Raw genomic sequence first — 24,116 nt, 5'->3', positions numbered from 1 at the left:
TTGCCTTCTATTTTGTTAGCTATAGATGTCAAATTATTACATCATTCCCGGTGCTGCAGCGGGAGCAGCGGGCTCAGCCTTGGGTTTGTCAACGAGGACACACTCCGTCGTCAGCAGCATACCGGCGATGGAAGCGGCATTCTCCAGAGCGACACGCTCCACCTTCGCAGGATCGAAGATACCGGCCTCGCGGAGATCCTCATAGACTTCCTTACGGGCGTTGTAACCGAAGTCACCCTTGCCCTCACGGACCTTGTTGACAACGACGGAGCCCTCACCACCGGCGTTAGCGACGATCTGACGCAGCGGCTCCTCGATGGCACGGCGTACGATATTGATACCCGTCTGCTCATCAGCATTCTCACCCTTCACTTCCTTCAGGGCTTCCTGAGCACGGATATAGGTCGTACCACCACCGACAACGATACCTTCCTCGATAGCGGCATCGGTAGCACGAAGGGCGTCATCGACACGGTCCTTCTTCTCCTTCATCTCTACCTCACTGTTAGCACCGACATAGAGGACAGCGACACCACCGGAGAGCTTAGCAAGACGCTCCTGGAGCTTCTCCTTGTCATAAGAGCTCTTCGTGTTGGCAATCTCATTCTTGATGGAAGCGACACGGTCAGCGATATTCTCCTTCTGGCCATGGCCATTGACGATTGTCGTGTTGTCCTTCGTGATCGTCACCTTGTCAGCACTACCGAGCATCTCCAGCGTAGCCTGCTCAAGCTTCAGACCCTTCTCCTCACTGATGACGACGCCACCAGTCAGAACGGCGATATCCTCGAGCATAGCCTTACGACGGTCGCCGAAGCCCGGAGCCTTGACGGCACAGATCTTCAGACCACCACGCAGACGGTTGACAACGAGTGTGGTCAGCGCCTCAGAGTCAACATCCTCTGCGATGACGAGCAACGGACGGCCACTCTCGGCAGCGGGCTGCAGGATCGGCAGGAACTCCTTGAGGTTGGAGATCTTCTTATCATAGATCAGGATGTACGGATTATCCATCACGCACTCCATCTTGTCGGCATCGGTAACGAAATAACCGGAGAGATAGCCACGGTCGAACTGCATACCCTCAACGACATCAATATGGGTATCACGGCTCTTGCTCTCCTCAATGGTGATGACACCGTTGTTGGAGACCTTACGCTTAGCGTCAGCGATGAGCTTACCGATCTCGGGATCGTTGTTGGCACTGACGGTAGCAACCTGCTCGATCTTGTCATAGTTGTCACCGACCTGCTCAGCGGACTTCTTGATATGATCGACAACAGCGTTGACGGCCTTGTCGATACCACGCTTCAGATCCATTGGGTTGGCACCGGCGGTGACATTCTTCAGACCCTCGTTGACGATAGCCTGTGTCAGGATCGTAGCCGTTGTCGTACCATCACCGGCATCATCACCGGTTTTACTGGCAACGCTCTTGACGAGCTGGGCACCGGTATTCTCGAACTTATCCTCGAGTTCTACCTCCTTGGCGACGGTGACACCGTCCTTCGTGATCTGCGGAGCACCGAACTTCTTCTCGATGACGACATTACGGCCCTTAGGACCGAGGGTTACCTTTACTGCGTTAGCCAACTGATCAACGCCTCTCTTCATGAGGTCGCGGGCATCTACATCATATTTAATCTCTTTAGCCATTGTTTTCTTTGATTTTTTAAGTTTATGTTTTTTCTATTGCTTAGCCTTCTACGACAGCGAGGACATCACTCTGGCGCATCATGAGATACTTCTCACCGCCATTCTCTATCTCTGTGCCGGCATACTTGCCATAGAGCACCTCATCACCGGCCTTCAGGACCATCGGCTCGTCTTTCTTGCCCTCACCGACAGCGATGACCTTACCACGCTGCGGTTTCTCCTTAGCGGTATCAGGGATAATGATTCCACCTACTTTTTCTTCAGCTGGTGCAGGAAGTACCAGCACTCTGTCTGCTAATGGTTTAATTGTCATAGTTCTTATGTTTTAAAGTTTTACTATCCTTCTTTTCCTCACTTTCGCCCACCATTATACGAAAAGTGTGCCAATGCGACGCATCGCATTGGCACACTGACAAGATGACAGAAACAGCGTTCCTACACCTATATATATAATAAGGTGGAGATTAGTTGTCAATCTCCCCCAACTCCACGAATTTTCCGCGGGCCTTACGCTCTTCGATGAGCTGCTGCAACTTGGCACGGCGGTTCGGGGCAATCCATTTGCGGAAGAAGATGTTCGGGATAGCCACACCGATGGCGATGACGAGGATCGTCAGGGATCCGTTGATGGCGTTATGTGTGGCAAAGGTCACCTCTCCGACGATACCCTGCATATCAATCAGTCCATAGAGGGCACGGTACATCAGCACACCGGGGATCATCGGGATGACGGCGGGGATCGTGATGACCTGGTGCGGCGTATGGACTTCGTGGACCATCTTGATATTGATGATACTGATCAGAGCCGAACCGACAAGTGATCCGATCATCAAACCCTGACCCAGACCGATGTTACCATTCGCCGGACCGAGGTTAACGAAGTTACGCGTACAGACGGCAATGATGGCACCCACGGCGATCCATGGCATCAGGCGCTTCGGCGTATCATAGATCGTGGCGAAGCCCATGCCCGAGATACCGGCGGCGATGGCGTAACTCAAGAAACTGTTATGAGGAATCATGCTCAGGTCCTTCACGAAGTTGTCCTGCCCCGTGACCTTGATAGCCACGGCGATACCGAAGGACATGGCGGCAATCATCAGCAATGTGTTCGTAGCTCTCACGAGTCCCGTCTCAATATGATTGTCGAGCATATCATTGACGAAGTTAATCAGTGGCACGCCCGGCACGATATACAAGGCACACGCCATGAAGGGATGGTACGGCGTGTTGGACTGGAGCAACGTGGCGAGCCAGCCCGGCAGTGCCTGCGCGGCTGCAGGCGTAGAGAGGAATGTCGTCAGCCAGGCGATGATCGTAGAGACGAACGTGGCCACGGCAATATTGAAATAGACGTTTGAACCGAGCTTGTTGAGATACATGCGCAGACGGTTGCCGAGGATAGCAGCCAGGGAGGCATAGAAGAATGCCGTCCAGTCACAACCGAACTGGACACAGAAGCCGCCACAGGCGAAGCCGGCACAGATGGCGATCATCCACTGACTGTAATACTGTGGACCATGGGCGATGCGCTCCAGTTCTGCCTCATAACGATCCAGACTATAGTCCTGCTTGATGGCACGCCAAGAGAGTTTGGAAATCTCCTGGATGGCCAGGAAGTTGATGACATGCTTGTCACAACGCTGCATCTTTGAGAAAGAATGTGTCTCGTCACTCACCTCGGCCTGCAGCACGTAATAGTCGACATAGAGATGGAGTTTGTCCTCGGGAAGTCCGAGGAAGGCTGCCGTACGCATCATGTTCCGACGGACGCGGGAGGTATCAGCACTACTCTCCATAAGGATCTGTCCCGTGCGGAGCAACAAGTCCAATTTACGCCTTAATAACTTTGTTGCATTGTCATTGCATTTACATGTAGATTTCTCGTCCATGTTGTTTCCTTGCAAAAATAAATGATTAATCCTAAATAATTATCCTTGAAATATTTCGGCTGCAAAGGTACGAAAAATCTGTGACTAAAGGCAAAAAAACAGGGTAAAATTTGTGCGTTTAGAGAAAAACCTATAATTTTGCCAAAAAGAAGAAAATCATGACAAGGAAAATTTGTTGGCTGCTTCTGATTCCTGCCTTGCTGACGCTCACGGCCTGTCACGAGGCTCCGCAGGGCTCCGATGTCTATATCACGCCGAAAGGGAAACGACTGACGATCACACCCATCAAACATGCGTCGATAGAAATGAACTATGACGGTCTGGAGTTTGAGATCGATCCCGTCTCCAGTAATGTAGAGCCTATCGTGGAATATGTCGACAAACCGAAAGCCGACTATATCCTCGTGACCCACTGGCATAACGACCACTTCGAGAAACATGCCATCCTCGTGCTCACCGACGAGGCGAAGACGAACATCCTCCTCGACGTGAAGAGTTGGAACCGCTATTACAACCGGGGCACGCCTATCCATAACGGACAGAAAGCTGCACTGGAGAAGAACGTCACCGTCTATGCCGTCCCGGCGTATAATGTCACGCCGAAATACCGCGCCATCCATCCCAAAGGTCTCGGCAATGGATATATCATCGACTTCAACGGCTTCCGCGTATATATCGCCGGCGATACCGAGTTTATCCCGGAGATGTACCATATCAAGGACATCGATATCGCCTTCCTGCCGTGTAACACGCCCTATACGATGAACCTCCGGCAGCTCCGTAAGGCCGTGGAGGTCATCCGCCCGAAGATCGTCTACCCTTACAACTGGGGACAGCATACCGATCCGAAGGACATCGAGAAAACCCTCCGCGGCGTCAAGAGCAAAGTCGTCATGCGCTACTTCCGGTAACTTAGCCAGGCAGAGAGTTCGTTGAGCATGAGGTCATGATATTTCCACGAGGTTCGGAAACCGAAGCCATGATCCCCACTGGGATAGACATAGAGGGAACAAGGGATGCCGGCACGACGCAGGGCCGAATAGTAAGCCACGCCATTCTCTACCGGCGGCACGACATGGTCATCGTCGGCAAGGATAATGATAGCGGGAGGTGTCACGCCCTTGTGCACCTGCCGCTCATTACTGTATTCGGCAACCACCGAACTGTCATTCCGCAGCGTTCCGAGGAGATGATCCCGTGATCCGCCGTGCGTCCCCTCTCCCATTGTCACCACAGGATAGAAAAGAATCGTAAATGCCGGTCGTGTGGCGGCAGGACCATGGGTGGAGAGTGTCGTGGCGAGATGACCACCGGCGCTCGATCCCATGATCCCGATATTCTTCCGGTCGATATGCCAGGAGAGCGCACTGTCACGTACCACCTGCAGCGCCTTCTCACCATCAGCGATCGGCAGCCAACGGTCTCCGTTCGGCATGCGGTATTTCAAGACGATCAGTGCGATGCCACGGTCGTTGAAGAACGGCGCCCAGTCGGTACCCTCATGTTGCATGGCCAGATGCTCATAGCCGCCACCGGGGAGATCGACGACGGCCCGTCCCGTAGGATGATCAGGAAGGAAAACGAGGAGCGCACTGTCTCCGGGGGTGTTCAGATCCATGACAAACCGACGCGCCGTCTTGCCATTCGTCGTCATCGCCGTAAAAAGACCGATGGTCATGAGTATCGTTACAAGGACTGAGAGTTTTTTGTTCATCAATAGCATAATATAAGTAGTAAATAATGGTTGAATGCCACAAAATTACGAAAAATTATTGGTCAAACGAAATTTTTTCCGTAATTTTGTGGCATAAACATCATAACCCTAACAAACATAAGGAAAGATATGAAAGACTTTTGGAAAAATGTCGGCGCGACGATCGTCGGAATGCTCATCCTCTGTATCATCGCCGGACTCTTCGGCCTCTTCACCTTTATCGGTGCCTTGGTCTCCGGCAATGACAAACCGGCTATCGCCAAGAACTCCGTCCTCGTGCTCCAGCTCGACGGCGAGATGGAGGAAGGATCTTCACAGCCTTCGATAAGAGACTATATCCAGGGCAACATCGAGAGTACGCCGGGATTCACCGAGACCCTCAGTGCCATTAAGAAAGCCCGTAACAATAATAAGATCAGCGGTATCTATATCGAGAGTAATGATTTCCATGCCGATATGGCACAGCTGGAGGAGTTGCGCAAGGCGCTCCTCGACTTCAAGAAAGCCGGAAAATGGATCATCGCCTATGGCGAGGCCTACGGCCAGGGCGCTTATTACCTCGCCTCTGCGGCCGACAAGATCTATATCAATCCCAGCGGTGAGATTCTCTGGGCCGGTATGGGTGGAAAGCCTTATTATCTGAAGGATGCCTTCGCCAAGGCCGGCATCAAATTCGTCGCTTTCAAATGCGGCAAATACAAGAGTGCCGTGGAGAATTTCACAGAGAACAGCATGAGTGCGCCCGCCCGTGAACAGGCCGAGCGCTATATCCAGGGCATGTGGGACACGATGACGGCCGCCGTGAGCAAGAGCCGCGGCATCTCCGTCGACAGCCTTAACAGCTATGCCGACCGCTTCATTGCCCTGGAGCCGACAGAGAACCTGAAGAAATACAAGTTCGTCGACGGCCTCATCTATAATGACAGTATCAAGGGCATCATCAAGAAACAGCTCGGCATCGACGCCGACGCCACGATCCATCAGGTGTCTGTCTCCACGATGGCCGCCCAGGATGACAGTGAGAGCGGTGACAAGATCGCTGTATATAATATGTGGGGCGACATCGTCGGCAGTCGTGTCCCCGTGAGTATGGGTGGCGGCCACAGCATCGCACAGGACCAGGTCTGCCAGGATCTGCAGGACCTCGCCGATGATGATGACGTCAAAGCCGTCGTCCTCCGTGTCAACTCCGGTGGTGGCGACGCCTATGCCTCCGAGCAGATCTGGCATGAGGTGATGATGCTGAAGAAGAAGAAACCCGTCGTCATCTCCATGAGCGGCGCTGCCGCCTCCGGCGCTTACTACCTCAGCACGGCCGCCAACTGGATCGTCGCCGACCCGACGACGATCACGGGCTCCATCGGTATCTTCGGACTCTTCCCCGATATGTCCGGACTTATTCAAGGTAAGTTTGGTGTCCATTTCGACAGTGTGAAGACAAACCGTAACAGTGACTTCCTCGAAGACGGCACCTTCACCCCCGAACAGGCCCAACTCATGCAGGCCTCCATCAATCATGGCTACTGGCTCTTCAAGAGCCGTGTCGCCGAAGGCCGTAAACTGTCCATGGCCCGTGTGGAAGAGATCGCACAGGGACATGTCTATCTCGCCTCCGACGCGATCAAGATCGGACTCGTCGACCAGCTCGGCGGACTCGATGACGCTGTGAAGAAGGCCGCGCAACTCGCCAAGAGTGACGACTACCATGAGGAGTTCTATCCCGGCGAACAGTCTCTCCTCGACCAGCTGCTGGCCGCAGAGGATCAGAATGCCGGCAACTTCCTCGATGAACAGGCCCGCAATGTCCTCGGCGATTACTACACCTCCATGAAGATCCTCATGGAGGCACAGCGGATGAAAGGTATCCAGGCCCGGCTGCCGTTTATCTTTAAAGTGAATTAAAAAAAACTAATGCGAACAGAAGGAGATTTCATCAAGATCAATGAGAGTCTGCTCCCCTTGAGCTGGCTCTATGGCATCGGCGTGCGCTTCCGCAACTGGCTCTTCGATGTCGGGCTGCTGAAGACCCGCGCCTTCGGCATCCCCGTCATCTCCGTGGGAAATATCACGGTGGGCGGCGCGGGAAAGACGCCCCATGTGGAATATCTCATCCGACTTCTGGAGAATCATGTGAAAGTCGGCGTCCTCTCCCGTGGATACAAACGGAAGAGCAAAGGCTATGTCCTTGCCGATCAAGACACGCCGATGAGCGATATCGGCGATGAGCCGTATCAGATGCACCGGAAATTCCCCGATATCTATGTCGCCGTCGACAAGAAACGCACGGAGGGCATCGACCGGCTGCAGTATGACGACGCGACGAAGAATGTCGATGTCATCCTCCTTGACGACGCCTACCAGCACCGGTATGTCAAACCCGGCATCAATATCCTGCTCGTCGACTACCACCGACTCATCATCTACGATAAGCTGCTGCCGGCAGGAAGGCTGCGGGAGCCCCAAGAAGGCAAGAGCCGCGCGGACATCGTCATCGTCACGAAATGTCCGAAAGACCTGAAGCCGATGGAGTTCCGTGTCCTCACGAAAGCCATGAACCTCTTCCCCTATCAGGAACTGTTCTTCACCACCCTCGACTACCGTCCCCTGCTGCCTGTCTTCGGAGATCCGCAGGCCACACTGCCGCTGGGTGACCTGCAAGGGAAGAACATCCTTCTCCTCACGGGTATCGCCTCTACCCGGCAGATGGTCCAGGACCTGCGACAGATGATGAATATCGGCACCCATGATGACCGCCTGCGACAACTGCAGTTCGGCGACCACCACGACTTCAAGGACAAGGATATCGAAGCCATCAACGACACCTTTGCCGCCATGCCCGAGCCACGGCTCATCGTGACGACGGAGAAGGATGCCGCCCGCCTCATCTTCTGCGAGGGACTGAGCGAGGAGGTCCGCAAGGCCCTCTATGCCCTGCCGATCAAGATCAAGTTCATGCTCGATGAAGAAGAAAATTTCAATTCTAAAATACTAAGCTATGTACGAAAAAATTCAAGAAACAGCATCCTGGTTAAAAGCAAGGATGACCACAAGTCCAAAGACAGCCATCATTCTGGGCACCGGACTGGGACAATTAGCTTCCGAAATAACTGACGCCTACGAGTTCCCCTATCAAGATATCCCCAACTTCCCCGTCTCCACGGTCGAGGGACATGCCGGGAAACTCATCTTCGGCAAGCTCGGCGGCTATGACATCATGGCTATGGACGGCCGCTTCCATTACTATGAGGGCTACTCGATGAAAGAGGTGACGTTCCCGGAGCGCGTGATGTACGAGCTCGGCATCAACACCCTCTTCGTCAGCAATGCCTCCGGTGGTATGAACCCGAACTTCAAGATCGGCGATCTCATGGTCATCGACGACCATATCAATTTCTTCCCCGAGCACCCGCTCCATGGCAAGAACTTCCCTACGGGCCCGCGCTTCCCCGATATGCACGAGGCTTACGACAAGAAGCTCCGTGACCTCGCCGATGAGGTGGCCAAGGAGGAAGGTATCCGCCTCGTCCATGGTGTCTATGTCGGCGTGCAAGGGCCTACCTTCGAGACACCGGCGGAATATCGCATGTACCGTACCCTCGGCGGTGACGCCGTGGGCATGAGCACCGTACCGGAGGTGATCGTGGCCCGCCATTGTGGCATCCGCGTCTTCGGTATCAGTGTCATCACTGATCTCGGTGGCTTCGATGTCCCCGTGAAGGTCAGCCATGAGGAGGTACAGAAAGCCGCCAATGCCGCTGAACCGAAGATGACGGAGATTATGCGTGAACTGATCAAGAGGAGTTTTTAATGGAAATCAAAGAACTGGGTGAGTTCGGCCTCATCGACCGACTCACGAAAGATATCAAGCCGCAGAACGCCAGCACCGTCAAAGGTGTCGGCGATGACTGCGCCGTCCTCCACTATCCCGACAAGGAAGTGCTCGTGACGAGTGACATGCTCATGGAGGGTATCCATTTCGACCTTACTTATATAGACATGCTCCACCTCGGCTATAAGAGTGCCATGGTCAATATCAGTGACATCGTCGCCATGAACGGCGTGCCCCGACAGATGATCGTCAACATCGCCATGGGCAAGCGCTTCAATGTGGAGGACCTCGATGAGTTCTATAAAGGTCTGCGGGCCGCCTGCGACAAGTTCCATGTGGATATCGTCGGTGGTGACACGTCATCCTCCTATACGGGACTGGCTATCTCCATCACCTGTATCGGCGAGGCCAATAAGGAAGACATCATTTACCGTAGTGGCGCCAATGAGACCGATCTCATCTGTGTCAGCGGTGACCTCGGCGCCGCCTACATGGGTCTGCAACTCCTCGAACGGGAGAAGACAGTATACTACCAGCAGATCAACGACTTCAACAAGGAACTCAAGGAAGCCCATGAGAAGCATGACGACAAGAAGATCGCTGCTTTGGAGGCAAAGCGCCAACAGGTGGCCGACTTCCAGCCCGACTTCAGTGGAAAGGAATATCTCATCCAACGACAGCTGCAGCCGATGGCCCGTGGTGATATCCGCGAGAAACTCGCCGCCGCCGGCATCCGTCCCACGGCAATGATGGATATCAGTGACGGTCTGAGTTCGGAGATCCATCATATCTGTCAGCAGAGTCACTGTGGCGCCCGCATCTACGAGAAGAACCTCCCCATCGACTACCAGACTGCCGTCATGGCCGAGGAACTGAACATGAATGTCACCACAGCCGCCCTCAACGGTGGCGAGGACTATGAGCTCGTCTTCACCGTCCCCATCGGTGACCATGCCAAGCTCGACAGCATCGAGGGTATCAAGCGCATCGGCTATATCACAAAGGAAGATCTCGGCATCAAACTCATCACGCGCGATGACCAGGAGTTCGACCTCCCCGCTCAGGGATGGCAGATGCAACAGGCATAAATAATCCTCTGCAGGGGCCGTCCCTTGTGGCGGCCCGATGCCGGAACGGCATTCTAGAAGGCAAATGCTCCTGATTCGGCGTAACCGCCGACGGGCCGCCACAAGGGTCGGCCCCTGCATAAGGAAAAAGTCCAAAGTTCTTAACAAAAGTTAAACGTATAAACTTTTTCGCAGAAATATTTTGTCAGTCCGCAAATTGTTTGTACCTTTGCACTCGCAAAACAAAACAACACGGTGCCTTAGCTCAGGTGGTAGAGCAATGGACTGAAAATCCATGTGTCCTTGGTTCAACTCCAAGAGGTACCACTCCTCCTTTCATTTTGGCGGTTCACGAGAGTGGCCGCCTTTTTTTTATTAGTTTTCAGGAACGAAATCGACAAAAATTAAAATGCATGCGAATGATGTTGAACAGATTGATTTGCTTCATCCCTCTCCTGTTGGCCGTCAATGTCAATACGACGCCCGACACCCATGGTGGTCTTCCAGGCCGTCAAGGGGATGCTGATTCTCTGTCCACCATCGAACAGCCGTCACAGAATCTCTCTATTCCTACCGACGAGGCGAAAGGTTATCTGAAAGAAGGAACACTCTACTGGGGCCGTCGGGTGCCCGATGATATCTCTTCCCGTGTGAAAGTATTGCCACAAGTGAATTTCGACGATCATATTCCGAAAGGCAACTACAGTGGCATCACGCATCTCTTCGGCAACTACTACGCTGTGGTCTCCGATAAGATGGACAATAACGAGAAGGGCTATTATGTCTTCAACATCGATATCAATAAAAAAGGGAAGATCACGAATATCCGCAACTGCGGCTATACGCGTCTGCCCGGGAAGAACGAGGATGAGGAGGCCGTAGCGTTTAATCCGAACAACAAACATATTTATATCGGTGACGAGGAAGGCTCCTATATTGAGGAGTACGACCAGGCCACCGATAGTCTCATCCGCCGTACACAGATCGAGATGTATCACGACCGTGGCGTGCATAACCTGCAGATCGAGAGCCTCTGCTATGATCCGGCCCGACAGAGTATCTTCACCATCAACGAAGGCCCATTGAAAGGCGACAACGGACTCATGCTGCGCCTGCTGCAGTTGGACGGCGACCTCATGCTCACGCACGAATACACTTATCTCCTTGACGCCCCCTTGGCCGATCCGAAGGATATCAGTGGCGACTATGCCCATGGTGTCTCCGAACTGCTGAGTCTCGGCGACGGCAGTCTGCTGGCCCTGGAGCGCGAGTTCTTCGTGGCGAAGGCGAAGATCGGCAGTTGGGTGATGAACAAGGTCTTCCGTATCTTCCCCGGCTACCAAGGTAAGCAGTTTGTTGCCGGCTGGCGTACGCACATGAATCTACTGGAAATGAACCTCGCCAACTACGAAGGGATGTGCGAGGGTCCCCGTCTCCCCGACGGCCGCCGGGTCATCATCCTCTGTGCCGACAGCCAGGACCGCTACAAAGGCTTTCTGAAAGATTATTTCAGAACCCTCGTGATCGGTTAATGGCCTGCCGTCAAGTGCCTGCCGTTAAGTGCCTGCCGTCCCGTGCTTGCGCTTTGCAAGCGCAAGGAAGCGCAGATGTATCCCCGATCCCTATGACGCGGAGCTCCTCCTCCTTGACGCTAAACTTCACGTCCACGCCTCCGAACGGCATGCCGTAGACCTTCTCGGGATCATGCTGGTACTGCGGACGGGGATCCTCGGCGAGGACGGCCTCCAACGACTGCAGCAAGGCGTCATCCCAGCCTTTGGCGACGAGCTGCCGTCGGATCTCCTCAGGAATGACGACCTGCAGCCGTTGCCACTGATGACGGTCGACGAAACCCGAACGGGCACCCTGATGGCAGTCGGCATAGGTGACGTAAGGCTTGATATCATAGATCGGCGTACCATCCATGAGATCAGCTCCAAGAACATGGATCACGGGACCATGGGCACTCTCCCACTCCACCCGTTCGATGCGAACCGACGACAGGCCGAGCCCGTTGGGCCGGAAGGGACTGCGGGAGGCAAAGACACCGACGCGCGTGTTGCCACCGAGGCGCGGCGGCCGCACCATCAGCGAGGTCGCCGCGTGTTTGTTGGCCGAGAACCCCCAGAGAAGCCAGAGATAATCAAAGCCCTCAATGCCCCGCAGGGCATCCGCACTGCGGAAGGCGGGCTCGAGGACGATCGTGCCGTGCAACGCCTCGACGATTCCCGACTGTTTGGGAATGCCGAACTTACTCGCGAAAGGGGAATGAAAAATGGCTACGGGTTCTATTTCCATGAATTTCCTGTATTTTTCCTGCAAATGTACAACTTTTCCACCAAATATCACATACCTTTGGTATATTTTATCCCTATTTCATGCGAATCAAAATACCACGCAGTGGCGATTTCACCATTCAGCAATTCTGCGTAACTTTGCATCAGAAATCAATCAGTCAAACAGTTCACTACCTCTTTTTTGCCCGTTTAACAGGGTTCATTTTGCTCACAGAATCCAGCAAACGCAGGATCGTCCGCAAATTCGGGAATCTCAGCGATTTTTATTAATAATTTGATTATCAGACAGATACAAAATCCTGCCATTTCTACGCCTCTCTTTCTTGCATAAATACACGCATAAACATATCATTTTCGATGCGTAGATCTATAATTATACGTTTTCCGGACGCTATTTGTGAGTCGTAGACACGCTGTTTACGATCGTATCTTTCGTAGAGAATTTCATAAACACGATGTTTACAAAATTTTCTACGTCATTTAGCCCTTCAAAATCCCATTTACAGCCTCTTCCGCGCTAGAACGAAGATTTTCCCTGACAAAAACAGCGTGCAAAAAACAGTCAGTTGGCGGAGAAACTTCCACCTTAGGGGAAAAGGTGTGAACAGCTATCATACCAAATATTATTTGTACCTTTGCAGCAGAATTGGAATAATTGCAATATTTTAAGGTTTACATACTCAGAGGTATAAATATCAATTACAGATCAGTATCTTCCCTACACATGCTCACAAAGCTCATGAACAGATCGTTTCTTCTCGCACTCCTGACCTGTTGCGCAACGGTGGCGCACGCCCAGGAGACGCCGGTCCCCGTGGACCGCTCCGTCTATCGTGACTATACCCCGGCACCGGCGGCAGACAGCCGACTGATGACGGCGGCAACGGCAACCACACTCCCCTCCCATGTCAACAATGCCACGGCGAAATGGTTCCCGCCGATCTTCAACCAGACCGGTGGCTCCTGCGGCGTGTCCTCACGCGTGGGCTATATGATGACCTACGAATGGAATGCTTTCCGCCTCAGTGACGCCTCTCTGGCCGCCAACCGTCCGGTCCTCATCCCCCGTGCTTCCACCGCCGTCTACGATCTCCAGGGCCGCCGCGTCACCACGCCTCATCTCCCCCGTGGCATCTATATCCGCAACGGCCATAAATGGGTCGTCAAGTAGTGGCCTGCTTCATCAAGCTGCCAATGGGTAGGTGGCCACCATGTTGTGGCCACGCCAGGGAATTTGTAGGGACATGATTCATCATGTTCCGCCAAATGGACTTAAAACACAATGAGGCGAAAGGCTGCGGCAATGAGACGAAAGGCTGCGGCAATGAGACGAAAGGCTGCGGCAATGAGGTCCTCGAAGAGGGCCAACATGATTAGCCCCAGGCACACGGGACGGTGATGGACGGAGCGTCAGCGACGGACATCACCGGCCCGTGCGCCTGGGGTTATTCGTATCCCGCGCAGCCACACGGTCCTCGGAGAGGGCCAACCCTTGGGAATCATCGCAACGGAAGACACGGACTTTCACGGACTGCCATCATTATCCATTCTCCGTTATCCATTATCCATTTGCGAAGCAACGGCATTCCAACTTCTCGCGCTGCTCGAGAGATCAGAAGGTAATGACCCATGAAGCCATGATAGGAGGAGAGGCTGGCGGGTCGATGCTGGCCATGGAGCTCATGGAGATAGTTATGCCATAAGCGGCGGCCGGGGATGATACCGGCGGGAAGGTGAACAGCAGACGTTATCAAGGGCGGGACGTGATAGCCACTCATAAAGGCAACACCATGATCGGAAGGTGTCAAGCGTATTTTGTCCGGATGCAGCTGAGCATGGAGATGGGAAACGAGGAAGTCACTGATCCGCGGCACCATCGCTTTCAGACGGGCGGCATCACGATCAACGATGTAGAAGTCGTCGACATAACGGCCATAATAGTGGCAATGTAAAGTGCGCTTACAAAATTGGTCCAGTTCATTGAGAAAGATATTAGAGAACAGTTGACTCGTCAGGTCGCCAATGGGCAATCCCGTGATTCCATGGCGATGGAAGAGACTCTTGGAAGCCGGCAGACCTTCCCAATCGCTCCGTTTTCCCATGATGACCGCCCCTTCAGTAGGGTCCCGGAAGAGTACACAACGAATCAGATAATCGCACAGTTCCACATCCAGACGATCACGCCACCGCTCCACTCTGTCCCTGATGAGCTTATAGAGCACCTGCTTGTCAATATTCATGAAGTAGCCCTTGATGTCGAGTTGCAACACATAGCACAGACGGCTGTAGTTACGGGAACAGCAGCGGATATGATGATCCAGCCGCCACTCAGCACGCAAGGTTCCCTTCCCTTTGCGGCAGGAATAGCTGTCAAAAATGAAGAGGCGCTCGAAATGCGGCTCAATATAGTTGAACAGCAGATGGTGGACCACACGGTCACGAAACGGTGAGGCGAAGATCTCCCGTTTCACGGGCTTCTCCTGAATGAAACACATGGAGTGGCCGGGGAAATAGCGGCGCTGACGGATGTCCTCATACAGGTCATAAAGGTTTTTCTCCAGGTTCAGTTCAAAACGGAGCTGACTGTTGGTATTCCGTTTGTGCTTCCGGGCATCATGATAAGCCTGAAAGAGGTCGTAGAGCAATTGCTCATCAGAAATATGCATACTCCAATATGATAAAAAAGAAGGAAGCTATCCCGGAGAACCTTTAGTTAATGCTGAGACCGGACGACACGTTAAGCCATAAGCCCGGTAGTTCTCGTTCTGCGGGTTCACGTTGCCCGAATTGAAGTTCAAGTTACGCGCGTTCACAGCCGAAGAGGCCCCGGCGGACCAATAGTTGCCGTTCACGTTGGCGAAAGTCTTTTGCTCAACTCTACGCCCCGGACGATCTTACGCCCATACCCACTTTCCTCCCCGGGGGCTCTTCCCCACGGGGCCGTGGTCAGCGGGGTAACCGCTCCGTAATCATTCACCCCTGAGAGGAGGCGTACTGCCAACAGGCTAAGCCGTCCCTGCCGGCGAGCACACGCCAACCCTCATCGGGCTGCCCCTTTGGGCTTGCTACCGATGGCAACACGTGCCGCCACCCTTTCCAGATGGCAGCAGCGTAACTTTTACGCCACCGGTGGGTTACTGAATTGACTATAGCACACTGCCGTCAACCGTAGTCGACGACACTCCGGCAGTCCTCCGGGTGCTTCCTGTTGTTTCTATTTATGATTCCTTGTCTTTATCTTTCTTCTTGTCTTTGATCAGTGCTTCCTGCAAGGATGAGAGAAACGACATAGCTTCAAGCGGCGAGTGATTGACCACGACATAGTTCCGCAGGCGCCGCAGCACTTCCCGGTCATTATCACTGAGAACCGTTCCACCCGGCGCTTTCGACGATCCCTCGGGCAGCAGTTCCTTCCATTCCTCAAAGTCATCGGCATCGAAAGGTTTCAACGCCTCAAAGACATAGTGATCGGCGTCCTGGGTCACCACTTTCAACTTCTCAGTGTATTTCGTCAACTCATTCTTATGAATGCCAATGAATACCAGCCACTTTCCATCGAGCGTCTTATAGCTTTTCTTGATCGTGTTGAAGACATGCACCTCCCTCGAGAAATGCCAGGCCGAGTGCTCATAGGCACGCCAAAACATACCGTCTTTCCACAGGATGATGCGGTCGGTATTGTTCTGCTCTTCCTCGTAATAGCTTTGCAGTTTAGACATGCTGTTGATGATTAGATAAACTACTCTTCCGCCAAGCCATCAGTTGCTTGGAGATCGACTCCAACGACATACTGAGCTGAGCGTACAGTTTCAGCGGCACGGCATGCAGATCGCTGAGCAGGCGCACACGCAACTTGATACGCTGCACCATCCACCAGGCCCGTTCCAGCTGCGACTGCTTGTCGCGGTCGATGTTGGCAGCGGTGATGATGGCGAGGACATCAAGCAGCTCTTCCCTGATTTTCTCCACAATGGTGAACTTCACGCTGCGCGGCACATTCTGAAACCTTCGGTAGGTGTCCAGCAGCAAGTCATAAGTTGCCTTAAAGACAGGCAGATTTTCGGATAAAGCCATAAATTCTAATTTTTATCTCCGCCACATAAAGGCGGCTAAAATGATCAAATAATCGGATTTCGATGTTTCATTCTGAGACCGGACGACACGTAAAGCCATAAGCCCGGCAGCCCTCGCACTGCGGGTACACGTAGCCCGAACCGAAGCTCAAGAAACGCGCGTCCACAGCCGAAGAGGCCCCGGCGGACCAATAGTAGCCGCGCACGTTAGTCCAAATCGCCACACCATTTGCATCACCACTATACGAGGATCTACATCCCAAAGCTTTGAAGAATATTGTCTTCGTCCGACTCACATTATAAAAATTCCATCCTTGATTAAAACTACCTGAAACATTAAACTGACCACTACTTACGGTATTTCCTCCTGTAGTGGTAAAACTCGTAAAAGCAGCCGTGCAAGGCTCGTGGAATCCTGCCGGAGCCGGATCGTAAATAGTCTTAACAACAGCTGTATTATTCACTCCGGCGGCACTCGTGAAGTTGATATTCCAGTAATCATAGTTATGGGAAGTAGACCAGTCATCATTAACAGCATAATAGAACGTAAACGGATTCTGAATACCTGTTGCGGTAGACACCTGACTATTATTAATACTCCACAAATAATTATAGTCATAATAGGGTTTATCAATTCCAGCATCAGACGCAGAATTATTTGTAGCGCCGTTACTTGGCAACATAGGATCCTTACGGCCAAATTGGTAGTACGGGGCATTGTCACCATAGACATACGTACTGTCACCACTATTCTGCAAAACCGTGCAGGCAGCAGTGACGGAGCTCTCTGCGGAACTTTGACGGAAATTAAAAGTAAAAGACCGCTCATTATAGACACGCGTCTCTGCATCACACCATCCAAGAGGTACTTCCATAAACTTACTTGTAATGGAGCCACCCGTCGTAGGCCGATTAGTGATATCAATGGTATTTTTTGTAGATACGTCATGGTCAGTCACCCAAATATGCCACGACCAGAGAATCTGTCCGTTCTTATTACGGACGGCGAGGACGCTGTTACCTGGACAGATATGCTTCTTGTCTACCGTAAACTGTAAGGATTTTTTGCCGTCGGCCGTGACAAGTTTCAGACTTGACGGATCGACAAGGCCCGGGGCATCCTGCCAGACGATACAAGCATTATCGGGCTCATGCTTGCCACCGTCAGCAGTAGCGATATAGGGTGACGTGATATGATTGCCCTCGTAGTCGACGAAAGTCGATGAACTATAAGACGTACTATTATCTACATAACTGCCGTTAGCATAATTCAAGGCATTGCCATAGACGAGCGGGAAGGTATAGGTGCCCGGGGCTGAAATGACATAGCAGTTCGCGCTCTGCCCGTCCCGTTTAATGAGGTTACAAGATGCGTCAGAAGCATTCTGCAACGTCATGGTATGTGAATTTCGCCAACTACGACTACGTGGCAACGTAGAAGATGCCGTGAACGACAAAGTGTTCGTCTCGCCGCTTGCCGTGCCAACACCCGAGCCAAGAGAGGTAGTGCCAGAGGTTCCATCAAACTCATCTGTTGATGTATACGATCCCGTCCAGGGCACGGCGACCTCAGAGCCATAGAACGTCATGCGGTAGCTCTTCACGCTGAAGCTGACGGTGCCGCCCTTGCGGGCCACTGTCGAGGCCGACGGTGTCACGGAGAGGAAATAGTCATCATCGGTGCGGGAGGTGGAGAGATAATAGGTCACGGTATAGCCCGGTTTCCACACCTGTCCGCCGATATCGCAGGTGAGTTTATGCTCCGCGCCGTCATTGACGGTGATCTCCACCTGCGCGTCATCGGGGAGCGTCTGCGGCAGCATCATAAAAGTATAATCGCCACTGTTGATGACCTTGTTGTGATCCGTGGCGCGCACGGGGAGACTCGCCGAGAGGGAGAAGTCCTTCGTCGACGAGAGGTTCGACCACTGCATCGTAGAATAGTCGAAGTCGCCCTCGCCATAGACACCCTTGATGGCAATGGACGTGACATTGCACGGCGCCATCTTCTCACCGACGGCGAACTGCACGGCCGTGCAGGCATGCTTGAAATGGAGCTGTTTGATTTGATTATAATCCCCCGGCACATCCTTCGTCGTGTCGACGAGGAGGTCACTCTGTTTCGTGGCATCCGTAGGCACGGTATAATGGATCACGGGGAACCCCTTCGTGGAGAGTGTCGGCTGGCCCGTGATACCCGCCGCGTCATAGGGAGCATAGCAGATGAACGTGAGGTGGCTGCCGCCGCCGGGCCAGTATTCCGACGTCATCCACGAACGGTCACGCTGCACCTGTTCATCGACGATCCATGGCATCGTCGCCGCGGCGACGGCATCGAACTTCGCGCTGCGCGGATACTTATAGAGAAACAGGCGGTAGTCGTCATGGAAGTTGTCCGTCGTCACGGGGCGGCCGCGCGTGCCGCCTTTCGCCCCCGTCACGGGCAGTCCCTCGCCGTCCTTCACACGCTGCCAGTCGGTGGCGTGGATACCCTGTGCGGCGGTGAAGCGCAGGAACATCTTTCCCCGTGAGCCTTTCATCGTGCGGGTCTGCGCCTGCGTGCCGGCACGCGTCTCACCGACAACATCGACGGACTCCGTTAACGTCGTCGACGCGCCGATCTTCCCCTCCCCGCGGGAGAGGTTGTCGAAGGTATCTTCGGAGCAAGCCGTCAGCAACAGCGCGGCCGCCAGGATGAGAGTTTCAACCAAAAATCTTTTCATATCCTATGTTGTTTGAATGTTCGTTGTCATAAAATGTTATTGTTTCATCGGCCAGATCGTGAACGCATAGTTGCGCACGATCCCTTGGTAGTTGATGCGGTCACTGAAGAAATAGAAATACCACGCGCCGCCGGAGGCCGGTCCCGCCGACCAGTAGTCGCCCTGAACGCCGACTTCACCGGGGGCGGCGAGCGATGTCCGCCATCCGAAGGCGGGGAAGAAGGTCCAGCCGCCGACATTCGTCACGTGATGGTAGACATAGCGGCCGTAGACGCCGAGGCGGCTCGTCCACATCGACCGCGACGGACCGTTCCATCCCACGGCCATGGCGGCCGCGGGTACGCAGTAGCCCGCCGGTGACGGGTCATAGACGGTCTTCGTCACCGTCTCGCTCGTCGTCGTGAGGTCACTGTTGCCGGCATTCCACAGTTCCGTGGAGCCGTTCATCGCCGACGACATCACCCACGGGCGGGAGATGGAGGCGGAGACGTCCGACAGGTTCTCATTGGCGGCCGCCAACGGATAGGCATTGTCGTAAGCGCCCTTGTTGGTATTCCCCGTGCCCATACTCGGCAGGAACGGGTCCTTGCGGCCCCACTGGAAATAGGGTGCCGTGGCACCGTACTCCACGACATCATTGCCGCCCTGCGTGAGCGTGCGCACGGCCGTCTCTCCCGACTCCTCCTGCGTCACATGGAGCGTCATCGTACGGATGCCGTAAGGACGGCTCTCACTGTCGCAATAGCCCAAGGGGACGGGCATATAACTCAGACTGCCGCCGTTGTTGTCGATCGTCACGGCATGGGCGGCGTCCAGAGCCTCATCGGTCACCCAGATATGCCACGACCACAGCACGTTCTTATCGGCGTCGCGCACGGCGAGGACGGCATTGCCCTGACAGATACTGTCGGCCTTGATGGTGAACTGCAGCTTCCGGCCGTCATCGACGACCTTCACCGACGGCGGCGAGACGAGATGGGGGGCGTCCTGCCAGAGGATGACGGCATCAGCAGGGGCGTATTTGTTGTAGATATACGGCGACGTGATGGTCTGTCCCTTATGGTCCACGAAGACCGCCGTGCCGCCGGCCGCCGTGAAGGCCGCCGTGTTCGCCGACCCGTCAGCCTTCAGACTGTTGCCATAGACGAGGGGCAGCGTATAGGTGCCGGGGGCGGAGACGACATAGCAGTTGGCACTCTCCTGCCCCGTCTGCAGGTCACGGCTGCCGTCGGCAGCCGCCCGCAGGGTCTCCGTATGGCTGCTGCTCGCCGCCGTGCTCACGGGGACATACTGGTCGAAGGCGAGACTCATCGCGTTGCCGTCGGCGCCGCCCTTGCCCTCACTGACAAAGCCCTTGATGAAGCCGGCGTCGGCGGTGTGCTGCTCACTCCCGTTGCCGAGGGTGAAATAGCCCGTCCAGGGCACGGCCTTCGCTGTGCCGTAGTAGGAACGGATATAGCTGATGACCTTCACGGGGGCCGTGGCACCGGCGCCGTCGACGGGACGGCTCGACGCCGAGATCAACAGATGATAGGAGCTCCCCGTGCCCGCCGTGGAGATATAATAGGTCGTCATCGTGCCGCGCTCCCACTTCTTGCCGCCGATCCCGATATTGAAAGTATGGCTCTCGCCGTCATCGACGGTGAGCTCGATCTGCGCCGAGGCAGGCAGCGTCTGCGGTAGCATCATGAAGAGATTATCGACGTTGTTGAGGAGATAGTTCTTGTCGTCCTCCCGGATCACGAAGGCCTGCTGAAGTTCGAAGTCGCTCTCCGTGGAGAGGTTCTGCCACGAGTCCGTGGCATAGTCGTAGTCGGCCTCGCCATAGACGCCCGTGAGGCGGATCTTCGTGATCCGTCCCCGTGCCATCTTGTCGCCGATGGCAAAGCGCACGGCGGCGAGGGCATGGGTGAACTTCAGCGTCTTGATGGCATTATAGTCACCGGGGACATCGGTGTCATGGGCGACGAGGAGGTCGCTCTCGGCCGTGGCGTTCGACGGCACGACATAATGGAAGTTCGGTCCGCCGACAGCCCCTGCCGCCGTCAGCGTCCCCACGCCTTCGGCATCATAAGGGGCATAGGCGAAGAAGGCATACCGATAGGACGTGCCGAGCCAGTATTCCTTCGACATCCAGTTTTTCGACACGGCCAACGGCTCATGACTCACGGCCGGCGACGGCTGGCCGTTGCTGTAGGAGGCCCAGGACTGTGACGCGGGATAGGTATAGAACGACAGACTGAAGTCGTCGTAGAACCATTTCGTCGTCGCCACCCGGCCGCGGCTCGCCGGCGTGGTCTCCGCCGTCGTGACCGCGTTGACGTGTCCCTTCGGCAGCCCGATGCCCGCCACAGAGGAGGAGCCGACGAAGAGGCGGCGTGAGGCCGCATGCCCCGTCGTGGCGCCTGCTGCCCGGGCGGCCCGCGGCTGTACGTCGACGGCCTTATACGCCGACAGCTCCTCGACGACGGCCGGGAGGGCGATGGTCCCCGTGCCCGTCCCTGCTCCCTCCGTCAGGTCATTGGCGCAGGAAGGGAAGAGCAGCAGGAGTGCCGCGGCAGCCAGGAGAGGGGTTATGATCGGAGTGTATCTCATCATCGTATACGTTTTCATTCTACGGACCTTATTTGTCCACATCTGTCTTGTCATAATTCTTCGTTCCGCCATTCTGCGGAATCCAGTCGTCGACATCCAGGGCGTCCTGGATGAACGTCCACGTCTGACTGTGACTGTCATATTTCCATTCTTCTATATCAGGGTCGCCGGGCTCGGCGATGAGCTGCGTCCAGACGATATCAAACGACTCCGCGTTCCAGTCGGTGACCTCGAAAGGCGTGGCGACGATAGGCTCGAGATCAAAGACGATCTGCTCGTCATGATTCGTCAGCGTGTCCAACTCGCCGGGATCGACCTTGATGGTCTGCTTCACCTGGAGATTGAACGTGTAGGTCTTTCCCGGATCGAAGGAGAACGTGCTGTCGGGCCGGTAGTAGAACGTCGTGCCGTCCTTCAGCGTCATCGTGACGAGACGCCGCGGCGTGATGAGCTGCGGCGGCACGACACAATAGCCGTAGGTGGCGCCGTCGAACGTCGTTGCCGAGGCATCGATCTGCTTCAACGGGAACTGGATCTCTCCCTGCTCGCCGTATGTCGTCCCCGCCCCCGTCTCGGGATCGAGGGTACAGTTGGTGTAGACATTTGTCACGGCCACCTTGGCGCCCTCCAGGGTCTGCGCCGTCACACTGCCCACGGGCTGGAAACAGAAGCGCAGCTTCGAGAGCATGTGATGCAGCTTTAGTTTGACACCGTCGCCGCTCTTGCCGGCCGCCACCGGGAGACTGTCGCCCCAGAGGAGGTCCGACTGCAGATAGTTCTCGTCGGTGGTCTGCAGGTTATAACAGTGATGCAGCAGTTTCTTCGGCCGGCTGTCCCCCTCCTTGAGGTCTGTCTTCGCATGAACGGCATAGACATTGATGCTGCGGTTGCCGTTGGGGAAATAGCGGATGCCGGGATTGACGGTGACGAAGGTGCCGTCGCCATTCGACAGATGCTCCCACGCACCGATATACGCCTTGCCGTCCTTCGCCTTGTCGACCCATACCCAGAGGTTCTGGCCGAAGGCGAGGCGCGTCTCCTGCAGCTCCTCCTGCGGGGCCCGTGAGGACGTACCGATGACGGCACGGATGACGATGGGCACCGTCCCCGCGGCCTCCGTGGCCTCCCCGGTATCCGCGCCCCCGTCGCCACCGGCACAGGCGGCCGGCAACAGGAGCATCAAGGGCAGCAGGGCGGCACAGCAAGATGGAAAGAATTTGTTTTTTCGCATAATGAATGATTAATGGCCGTTATACCCGCCATGAGGATCGACATGCCAGTGGTTCCACATATCGGGGATCGGCGGCATCGTGGCATAGTTCCACTGGGCGATCGTCACGCCGTTGTCGTCGAGCTTCAGCTCCCGGTCGTCATAGCGCAGATGATAGGTATAGACATACCCCTTCTGAAAGACCGTCGCCGGTGTCGTCACCGTGTAGACCTTTCCGTCGAGGGTGATCTTGAATGTCATGGCGGCACTCTTCCCCGTGGGGACGATCATGAACGTGTCGATGGCCGCCTCGGCGGTGCCGGCCTGCGGGATCGTGACCTGCTCCGCCTCCAGCTCCACCTCATGCTGGCCCGTGAAGGCGGAGTAGGTCCCCGCCGTAGTGTTGAGGGTGGCATGGGTGGCATAGGCGTTACTGCTGACGAGGATATGGTCGAGCTTGCCCGCGCCTACCGAGGAGGTATAGGCATTGTTCTTGAAGTTGATGATGATCACCGAGAGGGCATGACTCATGGAGAGATGGACGACGGGATGGAGATAGTTGAGCGGATCATTGCCACTCGTCCAATAGCCGAAAGGGGCGTAGAGACAGTCGACGCCCTTGGCGGCGTCAACGGTGAGGGCATACGGATCGGCATCCTTGTCGTAAGGCCAGTAGGCCGAGAGCTGCGCCGTCTCATCGGTGACGGCGACGCCGCCACTATGGCTCCAGGTCTGTGACGTGGCACTCCCCGCAGCCGTGAACAGGAGATTGAAACAGGCCGCATAGTCATGCTCGGTCTGCTGCTCGTTCTTCAGCGTGACACCGATCTCCGTGCCCTCGGGCAGATAGGTATCCCCCGTGGCATAGCTCACCCGGGATCCTTTCGCCGCGGCCTCATCGGCCAAGGGGACGGTCAAGGAGCGCACCTCCAGGACTGCTGATGCCGCGGGGGCCGCTCCTTCCGTCCCGTCGCTGCCGCAGGCCGTCAGGGCTGCCGTCAGCCCCAGGAGGAGCAGGCGGCAGCCAAGAAGGACAGAGCGATGAATAGAATTGGCCATA

19 protein-coding genes and 1 tRNA gene are annotated in these 24,116 nt (G+C 55.0%); 8 read left to right on the top strand and 12 right to left on the bottom strand.

Annotated elements, in window-relative coordinates; translation table 11 throughout:
- Positions 1-36 precede the first annotated feature (36 nt).
- The 3 genes from groL to G604_RS0109090 all read right to left on the bottom strand — a co-directional run bounded on the left by groL (position 37) and on the right by G604_RS0109090 (position 3,548).
- Complete coding sequence (gene groL / locus G604_RS0109100; protein WP_028910283.1) at positions 37-1,656, bottom strand: chaperonin GroEL; 1,620 nt, start codon at positions 1,654-1,656, stop codon at positions 37-39.
- 40 nt (positions 1,657-1,696) lie between these two features.
- Positions 1,697-1,969 carry a co-chaperone GroES gene (locus tag G604_RS0109095; protein WP_028910282.1) on the bottom strand — a complete coding sequence of 91 codons (273 nt, stop codon included), beginning with the start codon at positions 1,967-1,969 and terminating at the stop codon, positions 1,697-1,699.
- 151 nt (positions 1,970-2,120) lie between these two features.
- Positions 2,121-3,548 (bottom strand): threonine/serine exporter ThrE family protein, encoded by a 1,428-nt coding sequence (locus G604_RS0109090; RefSeq protein ID WP_028910281.1) that lies wholly within the window; start codon positions 3,546-3,548, stop codon positions 2,121-2,123.
- A gap of 158 nt (positions 3,549-3,706) precedes the next feature.
- Between G604_RS0109090 and G604_RS0109085 the strand changes: the two genes are divergently transcribed.
- Entirely contained in the window at positions 3,707-4,459 is a 753-nt protein-coding gene (locus G604_RS0109085; protein ID WP_028910280.1) for an MBL fold metallo-hydrolase, read from the top strand.
- Here the strand turns inward: G604_RS0109085 and G604_RS0109080 are convergent.
- Complete coding sequence (locus G604_RS0109080) at positions 4,447-5,262, bottom strand: alpha/beta hydrolase (RefSeq protein ID WP_028910279.1); 816 nt, start codon at positions 5,260-5,262, stop codon at positions 4,447-4,449. The two genes, G604_RS0109085 and G604_RS0109080, sit on opposite strands and share 13 nt — an antisense overlap.
- Before the next feature lie 129 nt (positions 5,263-5,391).
- Between G604_RS0109080 and sppA the strand changes: the two genes are divergently transcribed.
- The 6 genes from sppA to G604_RS14060 all read left to right on the top strand — a co-directional run bounded on the left by sppA (position 5,392) and on the right by G604_RS14060 (position 11,690).
- Positions 5,392-7,164, top strand: a complete 1,773-nt coding sequence (sppA, locus tag G604_RS0109075; protein WP_028910278.1) for a signal peptide peptidase SppA — start codon at positions 5,392-5,394, stop codon at positions 7,162-7,164.
- A gap of 9 nt (positions 7,165-7,173) precedes the next feature.
- Positions 7,174-8,373, top strand: coding sequence for a tetraacyldisaccharide 4'-kinase (gene lpxK, locus G604_RS0109070; RefSeq protein WP_028910277.1), 1,200 nt, complete (start codon positions 7,174-7,176; stop codon positions 8,371-8,373).
- On the top strand, positions 8,258-9,070 hold the full coding sequence (locus G604_RS0109065) for a purine-nucleoside phosphorylase (RefSeq protein WP_081657733.1): 813 nt from the start codon (positions 8,258-8,260) through the stop codon (positions 9,068-9,070). Before lpxK ends, G604_RS0109065 begins: the two co-directional genes overlap by 116 nt.
- Positions 9,070-10,179, top strand: coding sequence for a thiamine-phosphate kinase (thiL, locus tag G604_RS0109060; RefSeq protein WP_028910275.1), 1,110 nt, complete (start codon positions 9,070-9,072; stop codon positions 10,177-10,179). The genes G604_RS0109065 and thiL overlap by 1 nt, the downstream gene beginning before the upstream one ends.
- Positions 10,180-10,412: 233 nt before the next feature.
- Positions 10,413-10,485: transfer RNA gene (locus G604_RS0109055), tRNA-Phe, on the top strand.
- Positions 10,486-10,583: 98 nt separating this feature from the next.
- Complete coding sequence (locus G604_RS14060; protein ID WP_231376116.1) at positions 10,584-11,690, top strand: esterase-like activity of phytase family protein; 1,107 nt, start codon at positions 10,584-10,586, stop codon at positions 11,688-11,690.
- A gap of 10 nt (positions 11,691-11,700) precedes the next feature.
- On the opposite strand, the gene tsaA is transcribed toward G604_RS14060, so the two are convergent.
- Positions 11,701-12,456 (bottom strand): tRNA (N6-threonylcarbamoyladenosine(37)-N6)-methyltransferase TrmO, encoded by a 756-nt coding sequence (gene tsaA / locus G604_RS14055; protein WP_051220337.1) that lies wholly within the window; start codon positions 12,454-12,456, stop codon positions 11,701-11,703.
- Positions 12,457-13,194: 738 nt separating this feature from the next.
- Between tsaA and G604_RS0109040 the strand changes: the two genes are divergently transcribed.
- Positions 13,195-13,626 (top strand): hypothetical protein, encoded by a 432-nt coding sequence (locus G604_RS0109040; protein ID WP_155941908.1) that lies wholly within the window; start codon positions 13,195-13,197, stop codon positions 13,624-13,626.
- A gap of 328 nt (positions 13,627-13,954) precedes the next feature.
- On the opposite strand, the gene G604_RS14050 is transcribed toward G604_RS0109040, so the two are convergent.
- The 7 genes from G604_RS14050 to G604_RS0109000 all read right to left on the bottom strand — a co-directional run bounded on the left by G604_RS14050 (position 13,955) and on the right by G604_RS0109000 (position 24,115).
- Complete coding sequence (locus G604_RS14050; RefSeq protein ID WP_155941907.1) at positions 13,955-15,121, bottom strand: reverse transcriptase domain-containing protein; 1,167 nt, start codon at positions 15,119-15,121, stop codon at positions 13,955-13,957.
- A gap of 552 nt (positions 15,122-15,673) precedes the next feature.
- Entirely contained in the window at positions 15,674-16,174 is a 501-nt protein-coding gene (locus G604_RS0109025) for a hypothetical protein (protein ID WP_028910273.1), read from the bottom strand.
- The gene (locus tag G604_RS0109020) at positions 16,167-16,529 is read right to left on the bottom strand and encodes a four helix bundle protein (protein WP_028910272.1); all 363 of its coding nucleotides are present in this window, start codon (positions 16,527-16,529) and stop codon (positions 16,167-16,169) included. Before G604_RS0109020 ends, G604_RS0109025 begins: the two co-directional genes overlap by 8 nt.
- 67 nt (positions 16,530-16,596) lie before the next feature.
- Positions 16,597-19,251, bottom strand: a complete 2,655-nt coding sequence (locus G604_RS0109015; protein ID WP_155941906.1) for a fimbrillin family protein — start codon at positions 19,249-19,251, stop codon at positions 16,597-16,599.
- A gap of 36 nt (positions 19,252-19,287) precedes the next feature.
- Positions 19,288-21,900: a fimbrillin family protein gene (locus tag G604_RS14045; protein WP_196801114.1), complete on the bottom strand. Its 2,613-nt coding sequence runs from the start codon at positions 21,898-21,900 to the stop codon at positions 19,288-19,290.
- Entirely contained in the window at positions 21,875-23,077 is a 1,203-nt protein-coding gene (locus tag G604_RS0109005; RefSeq protein WP_081657730.1) for a fimbrillin family protein, read from the bottom strand. The genes G604_RS14045 and G604_RS0109005 overlap by 26 nt, the downstream gene beginning before the upstream one ends.
- A gap of 9 nt (positions 23,078-23,086) precedes the next feature.
- Positions 23,087-24,115: a fimbrillin family protein gene (locus G604_RS0109000; protein WP_028910269.1), complete on the bottom strand. Its 1,029-nt coding sequence runs from the start codon at positions 24,113-24,115 to the stop codon at positions 23,087-23,089.
- Between the last annotated feature and the right edge of the window lies 1 nt (position 24,116).

This window comes from Prevotella sp. AGR2160 (assembly GCF_000424185.1).
Lineage (GTDB): Bacteria > Bacteroidota > Bacteroidia > Bacteroidales > Bacteroidaceae > Prevotella.
The sequence above is the reverse complement of the archived record's forward strand: the minus strand, read 5'-3'. Positions and strand labels throughout refer to the sequence as shown.